General features: G+C 38.9%; 12 protein-coding genes. All 12 read left to right on the top strand.

Annotated features, from left to right (window positions below):
• Nucleotides 1-29 precede the first annotated feature (29 nt).
• The 12 genes from IPP61_20420 to IPP61_20365 all read left to right on the top strand — a co-directional run bounded on the left by IPP61_20420 (nucleotide 30) and on the right by IPP61_20365 (nucleotide 19,698).
• On the top strand, nucleotides 30-2,465 hold the full coding sequence (locus tag IPP61_20420; GenBank protein MBL0327492.1) for a DUF5110 domain-containing protein: 2,436 nt from the start codon (nucleotides 30-32) through the stop codon (nucleotides 2,463-2,465).
• The gene (locus IPP61_20415; GenBank protein ID MBL0327491.1) at nucleotides 2,462-4,396 is read left to right on the top strand and encodes a glycoside hydrolase family 97 catalytic domain-containing protein; all 1,935 of its coding nucleotides are present in this window, start codon (nucleotides 2,462-2,464) and stop codon (nucleotides 4,394-4,396) included. Before IPP61_20420 ends, IPP61_20415 begins: the two co-directional genes overlap by 4 nt.
• 9 nt (nucleotides 4,397-4,405) lie before the next feature.
• Nucleotides 4,406-7,000, top strand: coding sequence for a DUF5110 domain-containing protein (locus IPP61_20410; GenBank protein ID MBL0327490.1), 2,595 nt, complete (start codon nucleotides 4,406-4,408; stop codon nucleotides 6,998-7,000).
• A 36-nt stretch (nucleotides 7,001-7,036) separates the two neighbouring features.
• The gene (locus IPP61_20405; protein MBL0327489.1) at nucleotides 7,037-8,062 is read left to right on the top strand and encodes an aldo/keto reductase; all 1,026 of its coding nucleotides are present in this window, start codon (nucleotides 7,037-7,039) and stop codon (nucleotides 8,060-8,062) included.
• Between the two features lie 56 nt (nucleotides 8,063-8,118).
• The gene (locus IPP61_20400; GenBank protein ID MBL0327488.1) at nucleotides 8,119-10,107 is read left to right on the top strand and encodes an alpha-N-arabinofuranosidase; all 1,989 of its coding nucleotides are present in this window, start codon (nucleotides 8,119-8,121) and stop codon (nucleotides 10,105-10,107) included.
• 12 nt (nucleotides 10,108-10,119) lie between these two features.
• Complete coding sequence (locus tag IPP61_20395) at nucleotides 10,120-11,082, top strand: family 43 glycosylhydrolase (GenBank protein MBL0327487.1); 963 nt, start codon at nucleotides 10,120-10,122, stop codon at nucleotides 11,080-11,082.
• A gap of 35 nt (nucleotides 11,083-11,117) precedes the next feature.
• Nucleotides 11,118-12,701: a glycoside hydrolase 43 family protein gene (locus IPP61_20390; protein ID MBL0327486.1), complete on the top strand. Its 1,584-nt coding sequence runs from the start codon at nucleotides 11,118-11,120 to the stop codon at nucleotides 12,699-12,701.
• 20 nt (nucleotides 12,702-12,721) lie between these two features.
• Nucleotides 12,722-14,674, top strand: coding sequence for a glycoside hydrolase family 97 catalytic domain-containing protein (locus IPP61_20385; GenBank protein ID MBL0327485.1), 1,953 nt, complete (start codon nucleotides 12,722-12,724; stop codon nucleotides 14,672-14,674).
• Between the two features lie 14 nt (nucleotides 14,675-14,688).
• A complete protein-coding gene (locus IPP61_20380; GenBank protein MBL0327484.1) occupies nucleotides 14,689-16,026 on the top strand; it encodes a family 43 glycosylhydrolase in 1,338 nt (445 codons plus the stop codon).
• Nucleotides 16,027-16,062: 36 nt separating this feature from the next.
• Nucleotides 16,063-17,736 (top strand): beta-xylosidase, encoded by a 1,674-nt coding sequence (locus tag IPP61_20375; GenBank protein MBL0327483.1) that lies wholly within the window; start codon nucleotides 16,063-16,065, stop codon nucleotides 17,734-17,736.
• Nucleotides 17,737-17,748: 12 nt separating this feature from the next.
• The gene (locus IPP61_20370; GenBank protein MBL0327482.1) at nucleotides 17,749-18,585 is read left to right on the top strand and encodes a sialate O-acetylesterase; all 837 of its coding nucleotides are present in this window, start codon (nucleotides 17,749-17,751) and stop codon (nucleotides 18,583-18,585) included.
• A gap of 234 nt (nucleotides 18,586-18,819) precedes the next feature.
• Nucleotides 18,820-19,698 carry an alpha/beta hydrolase gene (locus IPP61_20365; GenBank protein ID MBL0327481.1) on the top strand — a complete coding sequence of 293 codons (879 nt, stop codon included), beginning with the start codon at nucleotides 18,820-18,822 and terminating at the stop codon, nucleotides 19,696-19,698.
• Nucleotides 19,699-19,708: the final 10 nt, after the last annotated feature.

The following is a 19,708-nucleotide window of genomic DNA, read 5'->3' as shown; positions in this document are numbered from 1 at the left end:
AGTTTAAAAGGTTATTTAATAAAATTAAAATGAAAAAGTATATTTTTACTTTCATTATACAGCTGTTATTGCTGGGAAATGTAGTCAAAGCCCAAAGTTTTCAAAAAACTGAGACCGGGATAATTACTACTATATATGGTATTAAAACCGAGATTCAGTTTTTCTCAGAAAATACGGTAAGAATTATTAAATCCCCCGAAGGGATTCCTTTACAGAAAAACAGCCTCTCAGTAATTGCAAAACCTATTCCTGTTAAATTCTTAGCTACTCAAAAAGCGGAAGAAATTACGATTGGCACTGCAAAAATTAAGATAAAGCTTAATTCATTGTCAGGAAAAATTAGTTTCCTGAATGAAAAAGGTCTTCAGTTGCTCAATGAAAAAGAAAAGAGTTCAGTATTTACTCCTTTCGTTGACAATGGGCAAAACACCTGGAATATAGAACAGGCATTTGCACTTGAGAAAGAAGAGGCCATTTATGGACTAGGACAACAGCAACAAGGAAAAATGGTACAAAGAAACCTGACCCTAAATATGGTTCAGGGGAATACCGACGATTACATTCCATTTTTCCAATCAGCCAAAGGTTATGGGATTTTTTGGGACAATTATTCTCCTACAACTTTTACAGATAATTCCGAAAAAACAACTTTCAAATCAGAAGTAGGCGATGTAATTGACTATTACTTTATGTATGGCGAAAATGCCGACGGTGTCATTGCTTGCATGAGAAACCTTACCGGCCAGGCTCCCATGTTTCCCTTGTGGACGTTTGGTTACTTTCAGTCTAAAGAAAGATACAAAAGCCAGGGAGAATTGGTTGGTGTGGTAAAAAAATACAGGGAATTGGGTGTTCCGCTCGATGGTATCATTCAGGACTGGCAATATTGGGGGAATAACTACCTCTGGAATGCGATGGATTTCCTTAATCCGGAATTTGAAAATCCACAAAAAATGGTCAACGACGTTCACGCCCTTAATGCTCACATGACCATATCTATCTGGAACTCTTTTGGCCCCAAAACCCTACAATATGCCGAATTGGATAAAATCGGTGCCTTGATGAATTTTGTAACCTGGCCACAGTCAGGTTCTGAAAAATGGCCACCCAATCCTAATTACCCATCAGGAGTAAAAGTTTATGATCCGTTTAATCCTGAGGCAAGAAATATTTATTGGAAATACTTAAACAAAGGTATCTTTTCACTCGGAATGGATGGTTGGTGGATGGATTCTTCCGAACCCGACCATTTGGATTTCAAACCCTCTGATATGAATAACAAGACTTTTCTAGGTTCATTCCGAAAAGTAAGAAACGCCTTTCCACTCATGACGGTCGGAGGAGTGTATGATCACCAGCGTGAGGTGAGTGACGCCAAAAGGGTTTTTATTCTCACCAGATCTGCATTTGCAGGCCAGCAAAGGTACGGTGCCAATACCTGGTCAGGCGATGTAAACTCTTCGTGGACAGCACTAAGAAATCAGATTTCAGCGGGCTTAAATTTTTCTCTTACCGGCATACCCTATTGGAATAGTGACATAGGTGGTTTCTTTTTATGGAATTTCAGAAAAAAGCTTAATGACCCGGAATACCGCGAACTTTATTTGAGATGGTTACAGTTTGGTACATTTTGCCCAATGATGAGATCTCATGGTGCCGATGCCCCCAGAGAGATATTTCAATTTGGAAAAAAAGGAGACAAACCCTACGATGTGATTGAAAAATACATCAATCTGCGATATAAGTTATTGCCTTATATATATTCTACATCATGGCAGGTCACAGCAGGTCAATCCAGTATGATGCGGGCTCTGGTAATGGATTTTGCATCAGATAAAAATGCACTAGATATCAATGACCAATATCTGTTTGGAAAATCAATTATGGTTTGTCCGGTAACCAAAGCCATGTATGTCAGCCAAAAAATAGAAAATGGAGATTCGGTAATGGTTGAAGATTTTGGAAAAGTTAAGACCAAAGAAAGTTATCTCCCAGCCGGTAGTGATTGGTATGATTTCTGGACATCGGAAAAAATTTCAGGAGGTAAAAATATTGTTAAGGAAACGCCAATTGAAACCATTCCACTTTATGTAAAAGCCGGTGCAATTATTCCTTTTGGCCCTGAAGTACAATATGCTACAGAAAAAAAATGGGATCATCTTCAAATCAATGTTTATGCTGGGGCAAATGGCACTTTTGTACTCTATGAAGATGAAAACGACAATTACAATTACGAAAAAGGTGTTTACTCAACTATTCAGCTTAATTGGGATGATAAAAAGCAAATACTAACCATAAACGACAGGAATGGTAGTTTCCCCGGAATGCTTGAAAAGAGGACTTTTGATATCACTTTAATAACTGAAAAAACGGAGGCCGGTCAAAAAATGGTTTCGAAAAGTGAAAAATCAGTTTCCTACGAAAGGAAGAAAGTAATCATAAATTTTCCTGATCAAAAAAAATGAAATCTAAATTAAAAATATTAGTCTTTTTTCTGGTTTTCAGCTTTTCTGCTTATTCCCAAAAAGTAAGTTTTGAATCGCCAAATCAAAAAATAAAGGTCGAATTATTTTCCGGAGATAATAGTCAAACGGGCGAATGGTTTCTAAAAGTTTTTTACAATTCTGACAGTGGGAAATGTGAAATTCTGCCCAAAATCACACTGGGTTTATCCAGAAGTGATCAGGATTTTTATAAAGAGCTAACTTTTGTAAAATCAGTTAAGCCGATTACTATCAACGAACAATATACGATGCCTTATGGGAAAAAATCAAACCGAAGCAATGAAGCCAATGAAGTAGTTGTTTCGTTTGAAAATCCATCAAAGTCAAAACTCAATGTTATTTTAAGAGCATATAACGACGGACTCACTTTCAGGTATGAATTCCCTGAAAAACAAGGCAGTTTTATTGTCAAAGATGAGTTTACTTCATATCAGGTACCCAAAGAAACCATGCGTTGGATGGAAAAATGGAACCCTGCCAACGAAGGATTGTACGCCGCCACCAATAATGACAAAATCGTACAGCAAGAATATTGTTATCCTGCTCTATTTAATTCAACTGACAAATACTGTTGGTTTTTATTGCATGAAGCAGATTTAAATGCAACCTATTGCGGAACAAAACTCAGCAATGCAGCCGATATTGATTTTTACAAACTCACCTTCCCCAACCCTAAAGATGGAAGAGGAATGGGTGAATCAAATCCAAAAATCGATTTACCCTGGAAATCACCCTGGAGAGTAATTCATATCGGTACATTAGCCACTATTGTTGAAAGTACTTTGACTGAAGACGTTTCTTCGCCCGGCACCATTATGAATTCAGAATGGATAAAACCCGGTAAAGTCTCCTGGAATTACTGGTCAAGCAACCATGGCACCAAAGACTACAAAATAGTTTGTGATTTTGCTGATCTTGCCGCAGAAATGAACTGGCCTTACACGCTTTTGGATTGGGAATGGGACAGCATGTCTAACGGGGGAAACCTGGAAGATGCATTGAAATATATTCATTCCAAAGGCGTAAAACCATTGATGTGGTATAACTCCGGAGGTAATCACACGTGGGTACCTTCTACCCCAAAAGACCGAATGCTCACGCATGAAAACCGTGTTGGAGAATTTACCAAACTCAAAAAACTGGGTGTAGCAGGTGTCAAGGTTGACTTTTTTGAAAGTGAAAAACAAGATATGATCAAATATTATCTTGATATTCTGGAAGATGCCGCCCAATTTGAAATGCTGGTGTATTTTCATGGTTCTTTAGTGCCCCGGGGCTGGTCACGCACATACCCCAACATGCTCACCTACGAAGCCGTGAGAGGTGCCGAATGGTACAACAACGGTCCGGAATTTACGCTCACCGCTCCCGAGCATAATACCATTCTGCCATTTACAAGAAACGTAGTGGGTGCGATGGATTATACCCCGGTTACATTTACCAATTCGCAGTACCCTCATATCACATCCTATGGTCATGAGCTGGCACTTTCTGTAATTTTTGAATCACCTCTGCAACATTTGGCCGACAGACCCGAAGGCTATCGGGAATTACCTGAAGCTGCAAAAACATTTCTAAAAGAAGTGCCTACTTCGTGGGACAGCACTCTTTTGATTGATGGCTATCCGGGACAGGATGTAATTATGGCTCGCAAAAAAGGCGAACAATGGAATATAGGAGGAATCAATGCATCTGAAAGAAAAGAAAAAACCAAGACCATAAAACTTGATTTTCTGAAAGAAGGAACAAAATATAAGGCAACGATTATAGCTGATGGAATACATGACAAAGATTTTAATACCAGCTATTTAAGTGTCGAAAAAACAGGCTCGATTGACATAAAAATGCTTCGCAGAGGTGGATTTGTGATATTGTTAAGCCCAATTCTTTAAAATAAAATGATGTATTCAAAAATTAAATATTTGATTTTGCTCCTCCTGATACCAATTTTGGCTTACAATCAGGAATATAAAAGTTACTCCAAACAGAGCGATGGCCTGAAAGTTATTTTTAAGGAAGGGACGCTAAGTATTAGTCTCTATACACAGAATTCAGTAAGGGTGAAATTTGAAAAAGAAGGTATATCAGAAAAACATGATTTTGTGATTATTGATAAACCGAAAATTCCAAAATTCTCTGTAAATGAAAATCAGAAAAATTTAAGTCTATTAACGGAGACCATTAATGTTACTTTAGAAAAAAAATCAGGCCAGCTAAAATTTTCAAAAAAGAACGGGGAAGTGTTCTTAAGTGAAAAAATTGGTGGAAGGCTTATAAAAGAAGCCAGTCTTAATGGAGAGAAGTGCCTGGAGGTTACACAAACTTTTGACTCACCTCATGACGAAAGACTTTTTGGTTTAGGACAATTTCAGGATGGTTTTTTCAATCTAAAAAACATTTCGAGAAAACTAATACAGGTAAATTCTCAAATCGCTATCCCTTTTTTAATGTCAAGTAAAGGTTACGGTTTGCTCTGGAATCAATACGGAATTACCTATTTCAATCCTGCAAATACTTCAATTCCATTATCCAAAAAAGACTCAACTGATAAAGAAAAAAAGGAAGCTGATGTAACCACAACCTCCGGAACCCAAAGAATGAGGCAACAGCAAGCTGAATATCTGGGAAAATTTTCTATTGAAAAAGATGGATACTATTCATTTTTCCTTGATTTGGGAAATATGGAAAGCCGCCATTTCCTAATGATTGATGACATTGTGCAAATCGACCAATCAAACCTATGGTTACCGCCGGCGGTTGGAAAATTGATTTATCTTAAAGCCGGGCAACACTCAGTAAAAATAAATTGCAAATCGAGCAATGTCCCTTCGTTGGCTTATCAAAAGGTCTCCGACGAAACCGTCTTCAGGTCGCCCAACTCAAAATCACTGGATTATTTTGTTTTCTCGGGTGAAAATTCGGACGAGATTATTTCGGAATATAGGAACCTGACCGGTACGGTTCCAATGTTACCCAAATGGGCTTTTGGATTTTGGCAATGCCGGGAAAGATATACTTCCGGTAAACATTTGGTTGAAACGGTAAAGGAATTCAGAAACCGTAATCTCCCCGTGGACGTGATTGTGCAGGACTGGCAATATTGGGGTAAATATGGATGGGGTGTACCAAAATTTGATGAAACGCACTATCCCGAACCTGAAAATTTTATAAAAGAATTACACGACCTGAATTCTCATTTTTCATTATCAGTTTGGGAAAATATCGATAAAAAATCGGAAATAGCTCAGGAATATATTTCCAAAAACCTTTATATCCCTGAAAGTCCCTGGATTGATATGTTCAATCCTGAAAGTCAAGTCACTCATTGGAATGTGCTGGATAAAAACCTTTTCCAGAAAGGTGTTGATTCCTGGTGGATGGATGCCACCGAGCCGGAAAATGATGCTTTGGCAGGAAAAAATACTTTTTGGGGTAAAGGAGAATTTTACCGTTTGACTTATCCTTTTTTTGTGAGTAAAGCAGTTTATGAGGGTCAAAGAAAGACTAACTCTGAAAAAAGAGTGACTATTCTTACACGTTCGGCTTTTCCGGGGCAACAGCGATTCGCTACTATCAACTGGTCAGGCGATATTGGCTGGAGTTGGGATACATACAAAAGACAGATTGTCGCAGGGCTTAATTATAATCTTACCGGAATGCCCTTCTGGACCACTGATATTGGTGGATTTTTCCGTCCGGATCGTGGTCAATATACTGATGAAAAATACCATGAGATCCTTACCCGTTGGTTTCAATGGGGTGCTTTCAATCCTATCTTTCGCAGCCACGGTTATCAAACCGAAACTGAACCCTGGAAATATGGTGAAAAGGTGGAATCCAATATGAGAAAAATGTTGAATCTCCGCTACAGACTAATTCCATATATTTATTCTGAAGCATGGAAAATAACCCATGACAATTCTACCATGATGAGGCCATTGTTGATGGATTTTAAAAATGACCCTCAGGCCATCGATCAGGCATTTCAATATATGTTTGGTAAGTCCATCCTCGTAGCACCAATCACTGAGCAGGGAGTAAAAGACTGGAATGTTTACCTTCCAAAAGGTCAAAACTGGTTTGATTTCTGGACAAATCAATCATATTCTGGCGGAAACACTATAAGTACTCCTGCACCTTTGGATTTGATTCCATTATTTATCAAAGAAGGCTCCATCATCCCTATGGGTAATTTGATTCAACATACTCAGGCAGTACAAGATACACTTGAAATAAGGATTTATACCGGGAAAAATGCATCCTTCAAACTATACAATGATGAAGGGGATAATTATAATTACGAAAAAGGTAACTATAGTGAAATCCCTCTTATTTGGGATGAAAAATCAAAATATCTCATAATAGGAAATAAAACCGGTGCATTTCAGGGGGATTCAGAAAGTATCCAAATGAATGTAATTTTTATAAACAAAAATTCAGCAAAAAGCTTAAAATCAGTCTCCTATAAAGGTAAAGAGCTCAAACTTAAAATGTAAATATTACAGAAAATCTATTTTTGAAAAAATAAAAACATGAATTCAGAAATACCAAAATTAATATTCGGGACCAGCGGTTTAGGCAATCTCTTCACCGCTTTGGATGATTCGGTTAAAAACGAAATCATAAAACAGAGCGTGGAGGTATCTGATGGAAATGTAATGTTTGACTCCGCCGGAAAATATGGTGCAGGTCTGGCTTTGGAATCACTGGGAAAAGGATTGAAAAAAATGGGTATTGGGCCAAATAATGTGCTCATTAGCAATAAATTGGCATGGAAAAGAGTGCCACTTTTAACCCGTGAACCCACCTTTGAGCCCGGTGTATGGAAAGATTTACAAAATGATGCAGTTCAGAATATCAGTTACGATGGAATAATCGAATGTTTTGAACAGGGGAATGAGCTTTTGGGTGATTTTAGCTCAAAATACGCTTCAGTTCACGACCCCGATGAGTTTTTGGATGCCGCCAAAAATGAAGACGAATATCATGAAAACTATCAAAAAATTCTGGAAGCTTACCAGGCCCTTAATGACCTGAAAACCGCCGGAAAAATCAAAAAAATAGGTATTGGTGCTAAAAACTGGAAGGTAATACAGAAGATTTCGGCGGATGTAAAACTTGACTGGGTGATGATTGCCAACAGTCTGACCATCTATCATCATCCCGTAGAATTGCTGGATTTTGTAACTGATCTTTCAAAAAAAGGCATTCACGTGATCAATTCGGCAGTTTTTCACTCAGGTTTTTTAGTTGGGGGAAGTTTTATGGACTACAAGCTTGCAGAAAAAAGCAACCCGAAATATGAAGAATTGTTTAAATGGCGAGAAACGTTTTTTGACTGCTGCAAGGAGTTTTCGATAGCACCGGCTCATGCATGTGTGCAATATGCCTTGAATGTACCGGGGGTAAAAAGCATTGCCCTCAATACCACAAAACCCGGGAATGTAGCAGTTAATTATAAAATGACGATGGAGGAAATTCCGGCAGAATTCTGGAGTGCAGTTCAAAAAGCCGGCTTGACACATTTTGATTTATCACAAAAAAGCTCTTTAGGATAAAACAAGATTAAATATGATTTAAAAACCTTATTTTCAATAGTTTAAAACCTTTACAAATGAAAAAAATCTTGCTTCTGATATTTTATTTTAGTTGCCAGTTCAATATTACTGCACAAAATAAAAATGCAGTGGCCTCCAAAAGCATTAGCCCCAATCTTTTCGGACTATTCTTCGAAGATATCAACTATTCGGCAGATGGTGGCTTATATGCGGAATTGGTTCAAAATCGTTCATTCGAATACAGTCCCACCGATAACCGGTCATGGCATCCATTTACTGCCTGGGAATATTACACGCCAGCTTTCAGCTATGGAAGTTTAAGTGTAGAAACCTCACAGCCAATTCATCCCAATAACCCCCACTATGCGGTTTTAACTATTGAGCATATTGGTGTACCTTCGACTCTTGAAAAATTCTCTAAAATTCCTGAAAATCAGGGAATTCCGGGAGTTGGATTGAAAAACTCCGGTTTCGATAATATTGTAATAAAGGCGGGTGAAAGCTATAATTTCTCCATGTTTTCGAGACTAATTACTGAAAACCCTATTGCAATTTCGATTTTTTTACAAAATAAAAAAGGGGAAATATTAGCCGAAAATCACCTGAAAGTAGAAAGCAAAGACTGGAAAAAATATACGGCTACGCTTACAGCTTCAGCGTCAAATGACAGTGCTTCGCTGGTGGTTTTGGCCACATCAACAGGTAAAATTGCATTGGACATGATTTCTCTTTTTCCTGAAAAAACCTTCAAAAATCGTCCCAATGGATTGCGGCCTGACCTTGCACAAGCTTTGGCCGATATGAAACCTGCATTTATTCGTTTTCCGGGTGGCTGTCTGGCTCATGGCGATGGACTCGGAAATATGTATCGCTGGAAAAATACAGTTGGACCTGTTGAAACCCGTATTGCACAAAAAAATATTTGGGGATATCATCAAACAGCCGGATTAGGATATTTTGAATACTTTCAGTTTTGTGAAGATATTGGAGCCAAACCTTTGCCGGTATTGCCTGCAGCCGTAAGTTGTCAAAACTCCGGAGGTACCTGGCGAATAGGAGGTACCGGACAATGTGCTGTTCCGATGGCCGAAATGGGCGAATACATTCAGGAAGTTTTGGATTTAATAGAGTGGGCAAATGGCCCTGTCTCTTCCAAATGGGGAGCACTCAGAGCAGCAGCTGGCCATCCTGAGTCTTTTCACCTCGAAATGGTGGGAATTGGAAACGAAGACAAAACATCTCCGGAGTTTGAAGTTAGATATAAAATGATTGCAGAGGCAGTAAAAAAGCGTCACCCTGAAATTACAATCATTGGTACAGTTGGACCCGATTCACATGGAGAAGACTTTGAAGAAGGATGGAAAATAGCAAATAGAAACAATGTAAGTATAGTAGATGAGCACTATTATAAAGAGCCGGAGTGGTTTATGGCTAACTTACACCGATATGACTCCTATGATCGCACCAAATCAAAGGTTTATCTGGGTGAATATGCCTCATGGGGCAATAAAGTAAAAAATGCAATTGCTGAAGCAGCTTTTATGATTGGACTTGAACGCAACGGTGATGTGGTAAGCTTGGCCTCATACGCTCCACTTTTTGCAAAGAAAAACCATACCCAATGGCGTACCGACATGATTTTCTTTGATAATTCCGGATATTTTCTTACTCCCAATTATCATGTGCAAAAATTGTTTTCCACCAACATGGGTGATACTTATTATGAAAATATTGTTTCGTTTGATACTAAAGACAGCACCCTTACAGCTTCCTGTGTAAAAAACAATAAATCAGGTGAATTAATACTGAAATTGGTGAATTATAGTCAATCTGATAAAAGCATGAATGTTAATCTTTCAAAATTTAAAAACCTTATTTTGGAAGCAGACCAAACAATATTAAAAGGAGCCGATGGCGATGAAAATTCATTTGAAAATCCTGAAAAAATAAAACCATCAAATACAATCATCAAAACCACAAAAGTTTTTGCTTATCAAGCACCTGCAATGTCATTAAGTATTTTAAAATTTAAATTCAAAAATTAATTATTCAATCATATGAAAAATAAACTTTCACTCGCAATTCTCTTTTTCGGACTACTTGTATTTCCAAAATTACAGGCCCAGAATCCGATATTCAAAAACATCTTTACTGCTGACCCGGCACCACTGGTTCACAAAGGCAGGCTCTATGTTTACACCGGACATGATACGGCTTCAGTAACTGCTCCAAACTATAAAATGCCCGACTGGCATATTTATTCTACTACTGATATGAAAAAATGGAAACACCACGGAATGAAACTTTCAACCCTGACTTTCTCCTGGGCAACCGGCGACGCTTATGCGGCACAGTGTGTTGAACGCGATGGTAAATTCTATTGGTTTGTTTCTACTTTTCATCAAAAAACCGATGTAAGTCAAGGTGGTGCAGCGATTGGTGTTGCGGTAGCCGACAGCCCGATTGGACCTTTTAAAGATGCCATTGGCAAAGCTTTGATTACCAACGAAATGACCAAAGACAAACCTCACGCCTGGGACGACATTGACCCAACTGTTCTGATCGACGACGATGGTCAGGCATACTTGTATTGGGGAAATGGCAGTATGAAATGGGCTAAGCTAAAACCTAATATGATTGAGCTTGACGGTCCTATTACAGTTGACACTCCAAAACACTACATTGAGGGTCCATGGGTATATAAAAGAAACGGATGGTACTATCTGGTATATGCAAGTGCAGGTACTAAACCCGAAATGATAGAATATTGTATGTCAAAAAGTCCAACCGGACCATGGGAATACAAAGGGATAATTCAGGAAAACGTACCTAACAGTTTTACCACTCATCCCGGAATCATTGATTATAAAGGAAAATCTTACTTCTTTTATCACAACGGTACATTACCAACAGGAGGTAGTTACCGCAGATCAATATGTGTTGACTACATGTACTACAACGAAGATGGTACAATTCAGAAAATCATCCAGACTAAAGAAGGGGTAAATAAAATAAAATAATGAATTTTTTGAAAGTTATAAATTCTCGGATTGTAATGGCAAGTTTTATAAAATCAGGTAAGCAAATTTCTATATTGCTGATAATCATTAATTTACTGAACAATGCAGTAAGTTTTGGGCAAAACAAAGCCATCAATCCGATAATTTATGCCGATGTGCCTGATGCCTCGATTGTAAGGGTTAATGATACCTACTACATGAGCAGTACCACAATGCATTTAAGCCCAGGATTACCCATAATGAGCTCAAAAGACCTGGTAAACTGGAAACTGGAAAGTTATTGCTATGATACCCTGGTCAACAATGACGCCATGAACCTCAACAACGGGCAAAGTACCTACGGCCGAGGCTCCTGGGCAAGCTGTATGCGTTACCACAACGGAATGTTTGTAGTAAGTACTTTTGCCGCAACATCTGGCAAAACACACATTTTTACCTCAAAAAGCATTAAAGGGCCTTGGAAAGAACAATCGTTTGCACCTGCTTACCATGACCATACCCTGTTTTTTGATGAAGATGGTAAAACCTATCTTATTTACGGTGTTGGAAAGTTGAATTTACTGGAACTTAAACCTGACCTTTCAGGTATTATGCCCAATGTTGAAGAAAAGGTTCTGATTGAAAATGCAAGTGCTCCTGCCGGTACCAATATTATGCTAAAAGCCGAAGGCTCACAATTATTCAAAATCAATGGCAAATACTATCTTTTCAATATTACCTGGCCACGGGGAGGTATGAGAACAGTGGTAATTCACCGGGCCGATAAAATCACAGGACCATGGGAAGGCAGAATGGGCCTACAAGACCTGGGTGTTGCTCAGGGTGGCCTGATAGATACTCCTGATGGTCACTGGTTTGCTTACCTTTTCCGCGATTTTGGTGGAGTGGGCCGCATACCTTACTGGGTACCGGTAGAATGGAAAGATGGCTGGCCGGTAATTGGGGAAAATGGGAAAGTTCCAATGACACTAAACCTTCCTTCAAATAAAAGTCTGATACCCAATCTGGTACATTCTGATGAGTTTAACCGTAAAAAAGGCGAGCCCAAACTACCTCTGGTTTGGCAATGGAATCACAATCCTGATAACAAACTTTGGTCAGTTACGGAAAGGAATGGATTTCTGAGATTAAAAACAGGAAGAATTGATACCGCTTTTGTTTTTGCTAAAAATACGCTAACTCAAAGAACCATAGGGCCACAAAGTAGCGGCTCTACAATGCTCGACATCAGTAAAATGAAAGAAGGAGACTATGCAGGTTTATGTTTATTACAGAAAAACTTCGGTTTGATTGGTGTAAAAATCGAAAATGGAAAGGCTAACATCCTGATGACCAGTGCCAATACCGGAAAACCTGTAGAGTTGGAAAGAGTTCCTTTGAAAAATAAAACTGTGTTTTTTAAAGCAGAATGCAATTTCAATGACAGAATTGATACCGCTAATTTTTTCTATAGTCTTGACGGAAAAGTTTGGACAAAAATAGGAGAGCCTTTAAAAATGCCTTACACCATCCCGCATTTTATGGGATACCGATTCGGATTGTTCAACTATGCTACCAAACAAACCGGCGGGATGGCTGATTTTGATTGGTTCAGAATTTCAGATAAAATCTCAAAATAATTTTCCTAAAAAACAGAAATATGACCCCTAAAATATTCAAAACCATATTCTTACTTCTGATAGTTTCAGGATTATCTTTTCAGAGCTTTTCACAAAAAAACACAGCCAGTTTGTTTAGCCCAAATAAGCAACTGGAAGTGATTTGTGACTTGAAATCAAATAGTTACTCTGTGAAATTTAAAGGAGAAACTGTCTTGAAAAATTCCCAACTGGGAATAACCAGGGAAGACGGAGATTTCTCAAAAAACCTCAGGACTGTAAAAATATCAACACCTGCTTTGGTAATTGATAATTACAATATGGTCAATGCCAAAAAAAGCAAAATTTCTTATAAGGCAAATGAAAGTATCTGGGAAACAATAAATGCGGATGGCCAAAAAATGAACATTGTGTTCAGGATTTCAAACGATGGCGTGGCTTTTAGGTATGTTTTTCCTGAAAAATCAACTGACATAAAGAAAATCTCTGCTGAAAACACCAGTTTCCACTTCCCTCTTGAAGCCAGAGCATGGCTACAACCTAAAGCGGAAGCCCAGTCGGGATGGGAGCATAGTAATCCATCGTATGAGGCTCATTATGAGCTGGATATTCCGGTTGGAAAAGCTTCACCGGGTCCAAATGGCTGGATTTATCCGGCACTTTTTAAAACCACAAATGCCTGGGTGGCTATCACTGAAGCTGACCTTGGTGAAAACTATTGCGGTACAGCTTTGCAGCAAAATTCGCCCAGTGGCGAGTACACCATCAATTTCCCTCAGCCGGCCGAGGTATTTACCGATGGCGTTCCAACGCTGAATCCGGAATCTACCCTTCCCTGGAAAAGTCCATGGAGAATTCTGGCAATAGGCGAATTAAAAACCGTGATGGAATCAACATTGGGCACTGATTTGGCTCAACCTGCAATAAAAATGGATCCTGCTATTATCAATCCAGGAAAATCTTCCTGGAGCTGGATTTTGAAAAAGGATGATTCTACAGTTTTCAATGTTCAGAAAAAATATGTCGATTTCGCCTCAGATATGAAATGGCAATATTGTTTGCTCGACGCTACCTGGGACAAACTCATGGGTTATGATTCGGTAAAAATTCTTGCTGATTATGCTAAAACCAAAAACGTTGGTTTAATACTTTGGTACAATTCTGCAGGAAGTTGGAATACAGTAATTTATACCCCTAAAGACAAACTACTTACACATGAAAGCAGAGTGGCTGAGTTTGCAAAACTAAAAGCAATGGGGATAAAAGGGCTTAAAATCGATTTCTTTGGAGGAGATGGCCAATCTTTCATGAAATATTATCGTGATATCCTGAAAGATGCAGCAGATTATGGTCTTCTCATCAATTTCCATGGTGCCACCCTTCCGCGTGGTTTACAGCGTACATTCCCCAATTTCATGACTGCAGAGGCCATTTTTGGCTATGAAATGATTACATTTTCGCAACATTCTGCCGATAAAGAGGCCGAGCATTCCACTATGGCTGCGATGGTCAGAAACTTATATGATCCAATGGACTTTACGCCAATGAATCTTTATAAAATTCCCAGAATTAAGCGAAAAACTACTGCGGCATTTGAGTTGGCCACTTCGGTTTGTTTCTTATCAGGAATTCAGCATTACGCCGAAAGTCCCGAAGGAATGAAGCATGTGCCCGAAGAAGTGAAAAATTTCCTCAGAAAGCTTCCTAATCACTGGGACGATGTGAAATTTATCGATGGTTACCCCGGAAAACTTTATGTTGTAGCCCGCAAATCAGGAAACAGATGGTATTTGGCCGGAATCAATGGGGAAAATACCGAAAAAGAACTGAGCCTGAATCTGGGATTTTTGAAAGGGAAAACCGGAAAACTCATTGCCAACGGAAAACCTGTAGAAGATGAACCTTCATTCAGTTTTTCAAATATTTCCATTCCGGCAAGTGGAAATATAAAAATAAAATTAGCCGGAAATGATGGATTTATTATTGAATTCTAAAATCATATTCAACCATGAAGAAAATATCAATATTTAGCTTTTTAATGACGGTTATTGCTGTCAGTTTATCTGCCCAAAACCCCATCGTCAGGGATCAGTTCTCAGCTGACCCCACTGCCAGAGTTTTTGGAGACAAAATTTATGTGTACCCATCTCACGATATACTTGCCACCGAAAAACGAGGAAGAATGGGTTGGTTTTGTATGGAAGATTATCATGTTTTTTCATCAGAAAACCTCACAGATTGGCAAGATCATGGGGTTATTGTGACCCAAAACAAAGTGCCCTGGGTTCGTCCCGACAGCTATAGCATGTGGGCTCCCGACTGTATCAAGCGTAACGGAAAATATTATTTTTATTTCCCTTCAGCTCCCCGTGATACTGTAAAATATGGCAGAGGTTTTGGTATTGGCGTAGCCATCGCTGATTCTCCCACAGGCCCATTTGTTCCTGAAGAAAATCCGATTGCTAAAGTCAGAGGCATTGACCCCAGTGTAATGATTGCCAAAGATGGGCAGGCCTATATTTATTGGTCGGCAGGAAATATTTATGGTGCCAAACTCAAAGAAAATATGACAGAGTTGGATTCAGATGTTAAGATTTTGGGTGATTTACCTAAAAAAGGACTTAAAGAAGGCCCATTTGTTTTTGAAAGAAACGGCATGTATTATCTTACTTTCCCACATGTCGAAAACACCATTGAGCGACTTGAATATGCCATGAGTGACAGTCCCCTTGGACCGTTCAAAATGGCCGGGGTAATAATGAATGAATCGGCCACCGGATGCTGGACCAACCACCAATCAATCGTACAATTCAAAGGACAATGGTTGCTTTTTTACCATCACAATGATTTATCTCCTGCATTTGATAAAGCCCGTTCAATAAGGGCCGATTCATTGTTTTTTAATCCTGACGGAACAATCCAAAAAGTAATTCCAACCTTAAGAGGAATAGGTTTAACCGATGCGAATTCAGAAATCCAAATCGATAGATTCAGCCAGATTAGTACCGAAAATGCTTCAATTGCCTTTCTTGATACTACAAATAAATTTTTGGGCTGGAAAACCGTTTTTTCCGGTAAAAATTCCTGGATTCGTTACAATTCTGTTTCATTTACAAAAAAATCAAAATATTTGACTATTAGATACTTATCGGAAAATAATGCTCAGATTTCAGTTGAAATTGTAAATGGCAAGAATAAGACTGTAATCAGTAAACCCATTCCTGCTTCGGGTGATTGGAGTTTGGTGAAAATTGAGGCTAAAGGAAAGATAAATGGCAAAAATGATATAATAGTGAGGTCAAATTCGGATTCGAAATTTGAGGTGGATTGGATAAAATTTGAATAATCTTAGATTTACCGATTAAGTAAAAAAAAACAAAAAATGACCGGAAGATTTTTAAAACTGATTGCAATTAAGGCATTTACAATGAGTACAATCTATGCTCAGGTTGTGAATATTAATGTAAATGCTGAAAAGCCAATTGGGGAAATGAAACCCTTCTGGGCATTTTTTGGGTATGATGAACCCAATTATACTACCCGCGAAAACGGCAAAAAATTGCTGAAAGAATTACAGCAACTCAGTCCTGTGCCGGTTTATGTAAGGGCTCATAATTTACTGACCAGCAAAGGAAACAGCCCGGGTCCTGACCTGAAATGGGGATTTACCGATGCCTATAAAGAAGATGCCTATGGTCGGCCGGTTTATAACTGGAAAACGGTAGATTCAATCGTGGACACTTATGTAAATCTGGGAATGAAACCTCTTATGGAAATCGGGTTTATGCCCAAAGACCTTTCTTCAAAACCAGAACCCTACGAGCACTATTGGAATAAAGGTGGAGAACTCTGGACAGGCTGGACAGCACCGCCAAAAGATTACGATAAGTGGAGGGAACTGGTGTATCAATGGGTGAAGCATTCAATAGAAAGGTATGGGGAAAAAGAAGTGCAAAGCTGGCTTTGGGAAGTATGGAATGAGCCCGACATCCCGTATTGGTCGGGTACTTTTGAAGAATATTGCAAATTATATGATTTTGCAGCAGACGGTCTAAAAAAAGCTTGTCCTGAATGTACCATTGGCGGTCCTCACACGACCAGCCCAAGAAACGAAAAAGGTTATCAATTTCTTACCGGTTTTATTGAGCATTGTCTTAAAGGCAAAAATTATGCGACAGGCAAGACTGGAACTCCTCTTCAATACATTGGGTTTCATGCAAAAGGTGCCCCCGAACTGATAAATGGGAAAGTTACCATGAACATGGGGGCTCAGCTCAAAGATATCAAGAGAGGATTTGAAGCGATAAATGCCTACCCTGAACTCAAAAATATTCCGGTTATTATTGGAGAATGTGACCCTGAAGGCTGTGCAGCATGCTCTGAAAAACGCGAACCCAAATATGCCTATCGAAACGGCACTATGTATTCCAGCTATACGGCTGCTTCTTTTGCGAGAATTTATGAATTGATGGACCAGCAAAATGTAAACCTCAAAGGTGCAGTAAGCTGGTCGTTTGAATTCGAGGATCAGGAATGGTTTGCAGGATACAGGGATCTGGCCACCAATGGTGTGGACAAACCCGTATTAAATGTGTTCAGGATGCTGGGATTGATGCAAGGGAAACGGATTTTGGTCAATACTGAAAATGGTATTAATGTAATGAATATCATTGAAAATGGGGTTAGAAATAAAAACGATGTAAATGCATTGGCTTCGAAGGAAGGTAATTCAGTCTGGATAATGGTCTGGAATTATCATGATCTCAATGAGTTGGGAACCAGCCAATCTGTAAATCTCAAAATCGATGGATTGAAAAATGGAAAAACACTTGTCCACCATTATAGAATAGACGGGAATCACAGCAATTCCTTCGAAAAATGGAAAGCAATAGGACGCCCGCAAAATGTGACTCAGGAACAATTTAAAGAACTGGAAAAATCAGGGCAATTAGAGTTATTAAGTTCTCCCGAATGGAAAAGGATTAAAAATAATACGACAAATATAAATTTTGAATTGCCCCGGCAGGGTGTTTCATTAATTCAGTTAACCTGGTAATTTTTTAAAATTATGAAAAGAAATTTATTGGTATTCGGACTGTTCTTTTTAACATTCCAAACATTTGCTCAAAACAAGAATTTCCATATTTACCTGTGTATTGGGCAGTCCAATATGGAAGGAGCCGGTCGCATCCAGGCTCAGGATACAGTCGATATTGATAGTCGTTTCAAAATATTGGAGGCTTTAGATTGCCCTGAGTTAGGAAGAGAAAAAGGCAAATGGTACACTGCCAAGCCACCTCTTTGCAGATGTAAAACCGGACTTTCGCCTGCCGATTATTTTGGAAGAACCATGCTGAAATCAATGAAAAAGAAACAATCATTGGGGCTGGTACATGTGGCTGTGGCAGGTAGTAAAATTGAGATCTTTGATAAAGAAAAATACAAAACCTATCTGGATACCTCGGCAACTGAACGGCCCTGGATGATTAAAATGGCGGATTCCTATGGCGGAAATCCTTATGAGAGATTGGTAGAAATGGCTAAAATTGCACAGAAAGAAGGCGTTATAAAGGGCATATTGCTGCATCAGGGAGAATCAAATACGGGAGATAAAACCTGGCCGGAAAAAGTTAAAAAAGTATATGATGACTTATTGAGTGATTTAAATCTTGCTCCTAACTCAATTCCATTAATTGCCGGAGAAGTGGTTAATGCAGATCAGGGAGGAAGATGTGCCGTTCATAATGAAATCATTGCTACACTTCCGCAATCGATTCCGAAGGCAATAGTGGTTTCTTCAAAGGGAATTCCTGCTGTTCCTGATAAACTTCATTTTTCTACTGAAGGAGTTAGAGAATTTGGGAAAAGATATGCTGAGGCATTGTTACAATATTCAAAAAAATAAAAAAATGCTGTGCCAATGTCAGTACCATCGTTTGTGCCATTGTTTTTGTCAGTAGTTGTTTGTGTCAGCCGTTGTTTGTGTCAGCCGTTGTTTTTGTCAGCCGTTGTTTGTATCAACCGTAATTTGTGTCAGCCGTTGTTTGTGTCAGCCTTTATTTGTGTCAGCCGTTGTTTGTGTCCTCACAAACAACAATACACAAGTCATTGAAAATTAATATTTTTATCAACCTTTAGTATGGAAAAAAAACTTATCATATTCATCGCCCTTCTCTGCGGATTTTCTGCTTTTTCACAGGAAAAAATAATTCTTTATCCTAAAAGCGTGCCTGATGCCAAACCCACTGAAAAAGCCGAGACATTTGAACGTGGCATGTACCGCAATGTAACCATACCTACCCTGGAATACATCAAGCCTGAGAAACCAAACGGAACTGCCGTTATTGTAATTGCCGGTGGGGGTTATGGGGTAATTGTTTACAACGGTGAAGGCTTGGGAACTGCGAAAAGTCTGGCTGAAAAAGGAATTTCCGCATTTGTGCTGAAATATCGCTTGCCAGATGATCAAATCATGCTGGATAAAAAAATCGGGCCGCTACAGGATGTACAGCAATCTATCAAATATTTGCGTGAAAATGCCGAAAAATACGAAATTGATAAGAACAAAATCGGTGTAATAGGCTTTAGTGCGGGAGGGCATTTGGCAAGTACAGCAGCAACACATTTCGAAAAATCATATATAGAAAACCCTCAAAATACCAACCTGAGACCCGATTTTCAAATTTTGGTTTATCCTGTAATCACCATGCAAGACGCACTCACTCACGGTGGTTCTCGTGATGCTTTAATTGGTAAAACTCCGTCACAAGGAGACAAAGACCTCTTTTCCAATGAATTGCAGGTAAAAGCCAATACACCAATTGCCTGGCTAACCCATGCTGCAGATGATAAAGTCGTCGATGTGGATAATAGCATTTCTTATTTCGAAACCCTCAGAAAAAACAAAGTGGAAGTCGAAATGCACATTTTCCCTAAAGGAGATCATGGTTTTATTTTTCGCCATAAAGGCTGGATGGATCCACTTTTTGACTGGATGAAAAGAAATAACTTATTGTAAATTAAATAAT

This window comes from Cytophagaceae bacterium (assembly GCA_016722655.1).
Lineage (GTDB): Bacteria > Bacteroidota > Bacteroidia > Cytophagales > Spirosomataceae > Leadbetterella.
The sequence above is the reverse complement of the archived record's forward strand: the minus strand, read 5'-3'. Positions and strand labels throughout refer to the sequence as shown.

Excerpts from the sequence above, each read along its gene's own strand:
- IPP61_20420 (MBL0327492.1), top strand. The coding sequence starts at position 30 with ATGAAAAAGTATATTTTTACTTTCATTATACAGCTGTTATTGCTGGGA.
- IPP61_20415 (MBL0327491.1), top strand. The coding sequence starts at position 2,462 with ATGAAATCTAAATTAAAAATATTAGTCTTTTTTCTGGTTTTCAGCTTT.
- IPP61_20410 (MBL0327490.1), top strand. The coding sequence starts at position 4,406 with ATGTATTCAAAAATTAAATATTTGATTTTGCTCCTCCTGATACCAATT.
- IPP61_20405 (MBL0327489.1), top strand. The coding sequence starts at position 7,037 with ATGAATTCAGAAATACCAAAATTAATATTCGGGACCAGCGGTTTAGGC.
- IPP61_20400 (MBL0327488.1), top strand. The coding sequence starts at position 8,119 with ATGAAAAAAATCTTGCTTCTGATATTTTATTTTAGTTGCCAGTTCAAT.
- IPP61_20395 (MBL0327487.1), top strand. The coding sequence starts at position 10,120 with ATGAAAAATAAACTTTCACTCGCAATTCTCTTTTTCGGACTACTTGTA.
- IPP61_20390 (MBL0327486.1), top strand. The coding sequence starts at position 11,118 with ATGGCAAGTTTTATAAAATCAGGTAAGCAAATTTCTATATTGCTGATA.
- IPP61_20385 (MBL0327485.1), top strand. The coding sequence starts at position 12,722 with ATGACCCCTAAAATATTCAAAACCATATTCTTACTTCTGATAGTTTCA.
- IPP61_20380 (MBL0327484.1), top strand. The coding sequence starts at position 14,689 with ATGAAGAAAATATCAATATTTAGCTTTTTAATGACGGTTATTGCTGTC.
- IPP61_20375 (MBL0327483.1), top strand. The coding sequence starts at position 16,063 with ATGACCGGAAGATTTTTAAAACTGATTGCAATTAAGGCATTTACAATG.
- IPP61_20370 (MBL0327482.1), top strand. The coding sequence starts at position 17,749 with ATGAAAAGAAATTTATTGGTATTCGGACTGTTCTTTTTAACATTCCAA.
- IPP61_20365 (MBL0327481.1), top strand. The coding sequence starts at position 18,820 with ATGGAAAAAAAACTTATCATATTCATCGCCCTTCTCTGCGGATTTTCT.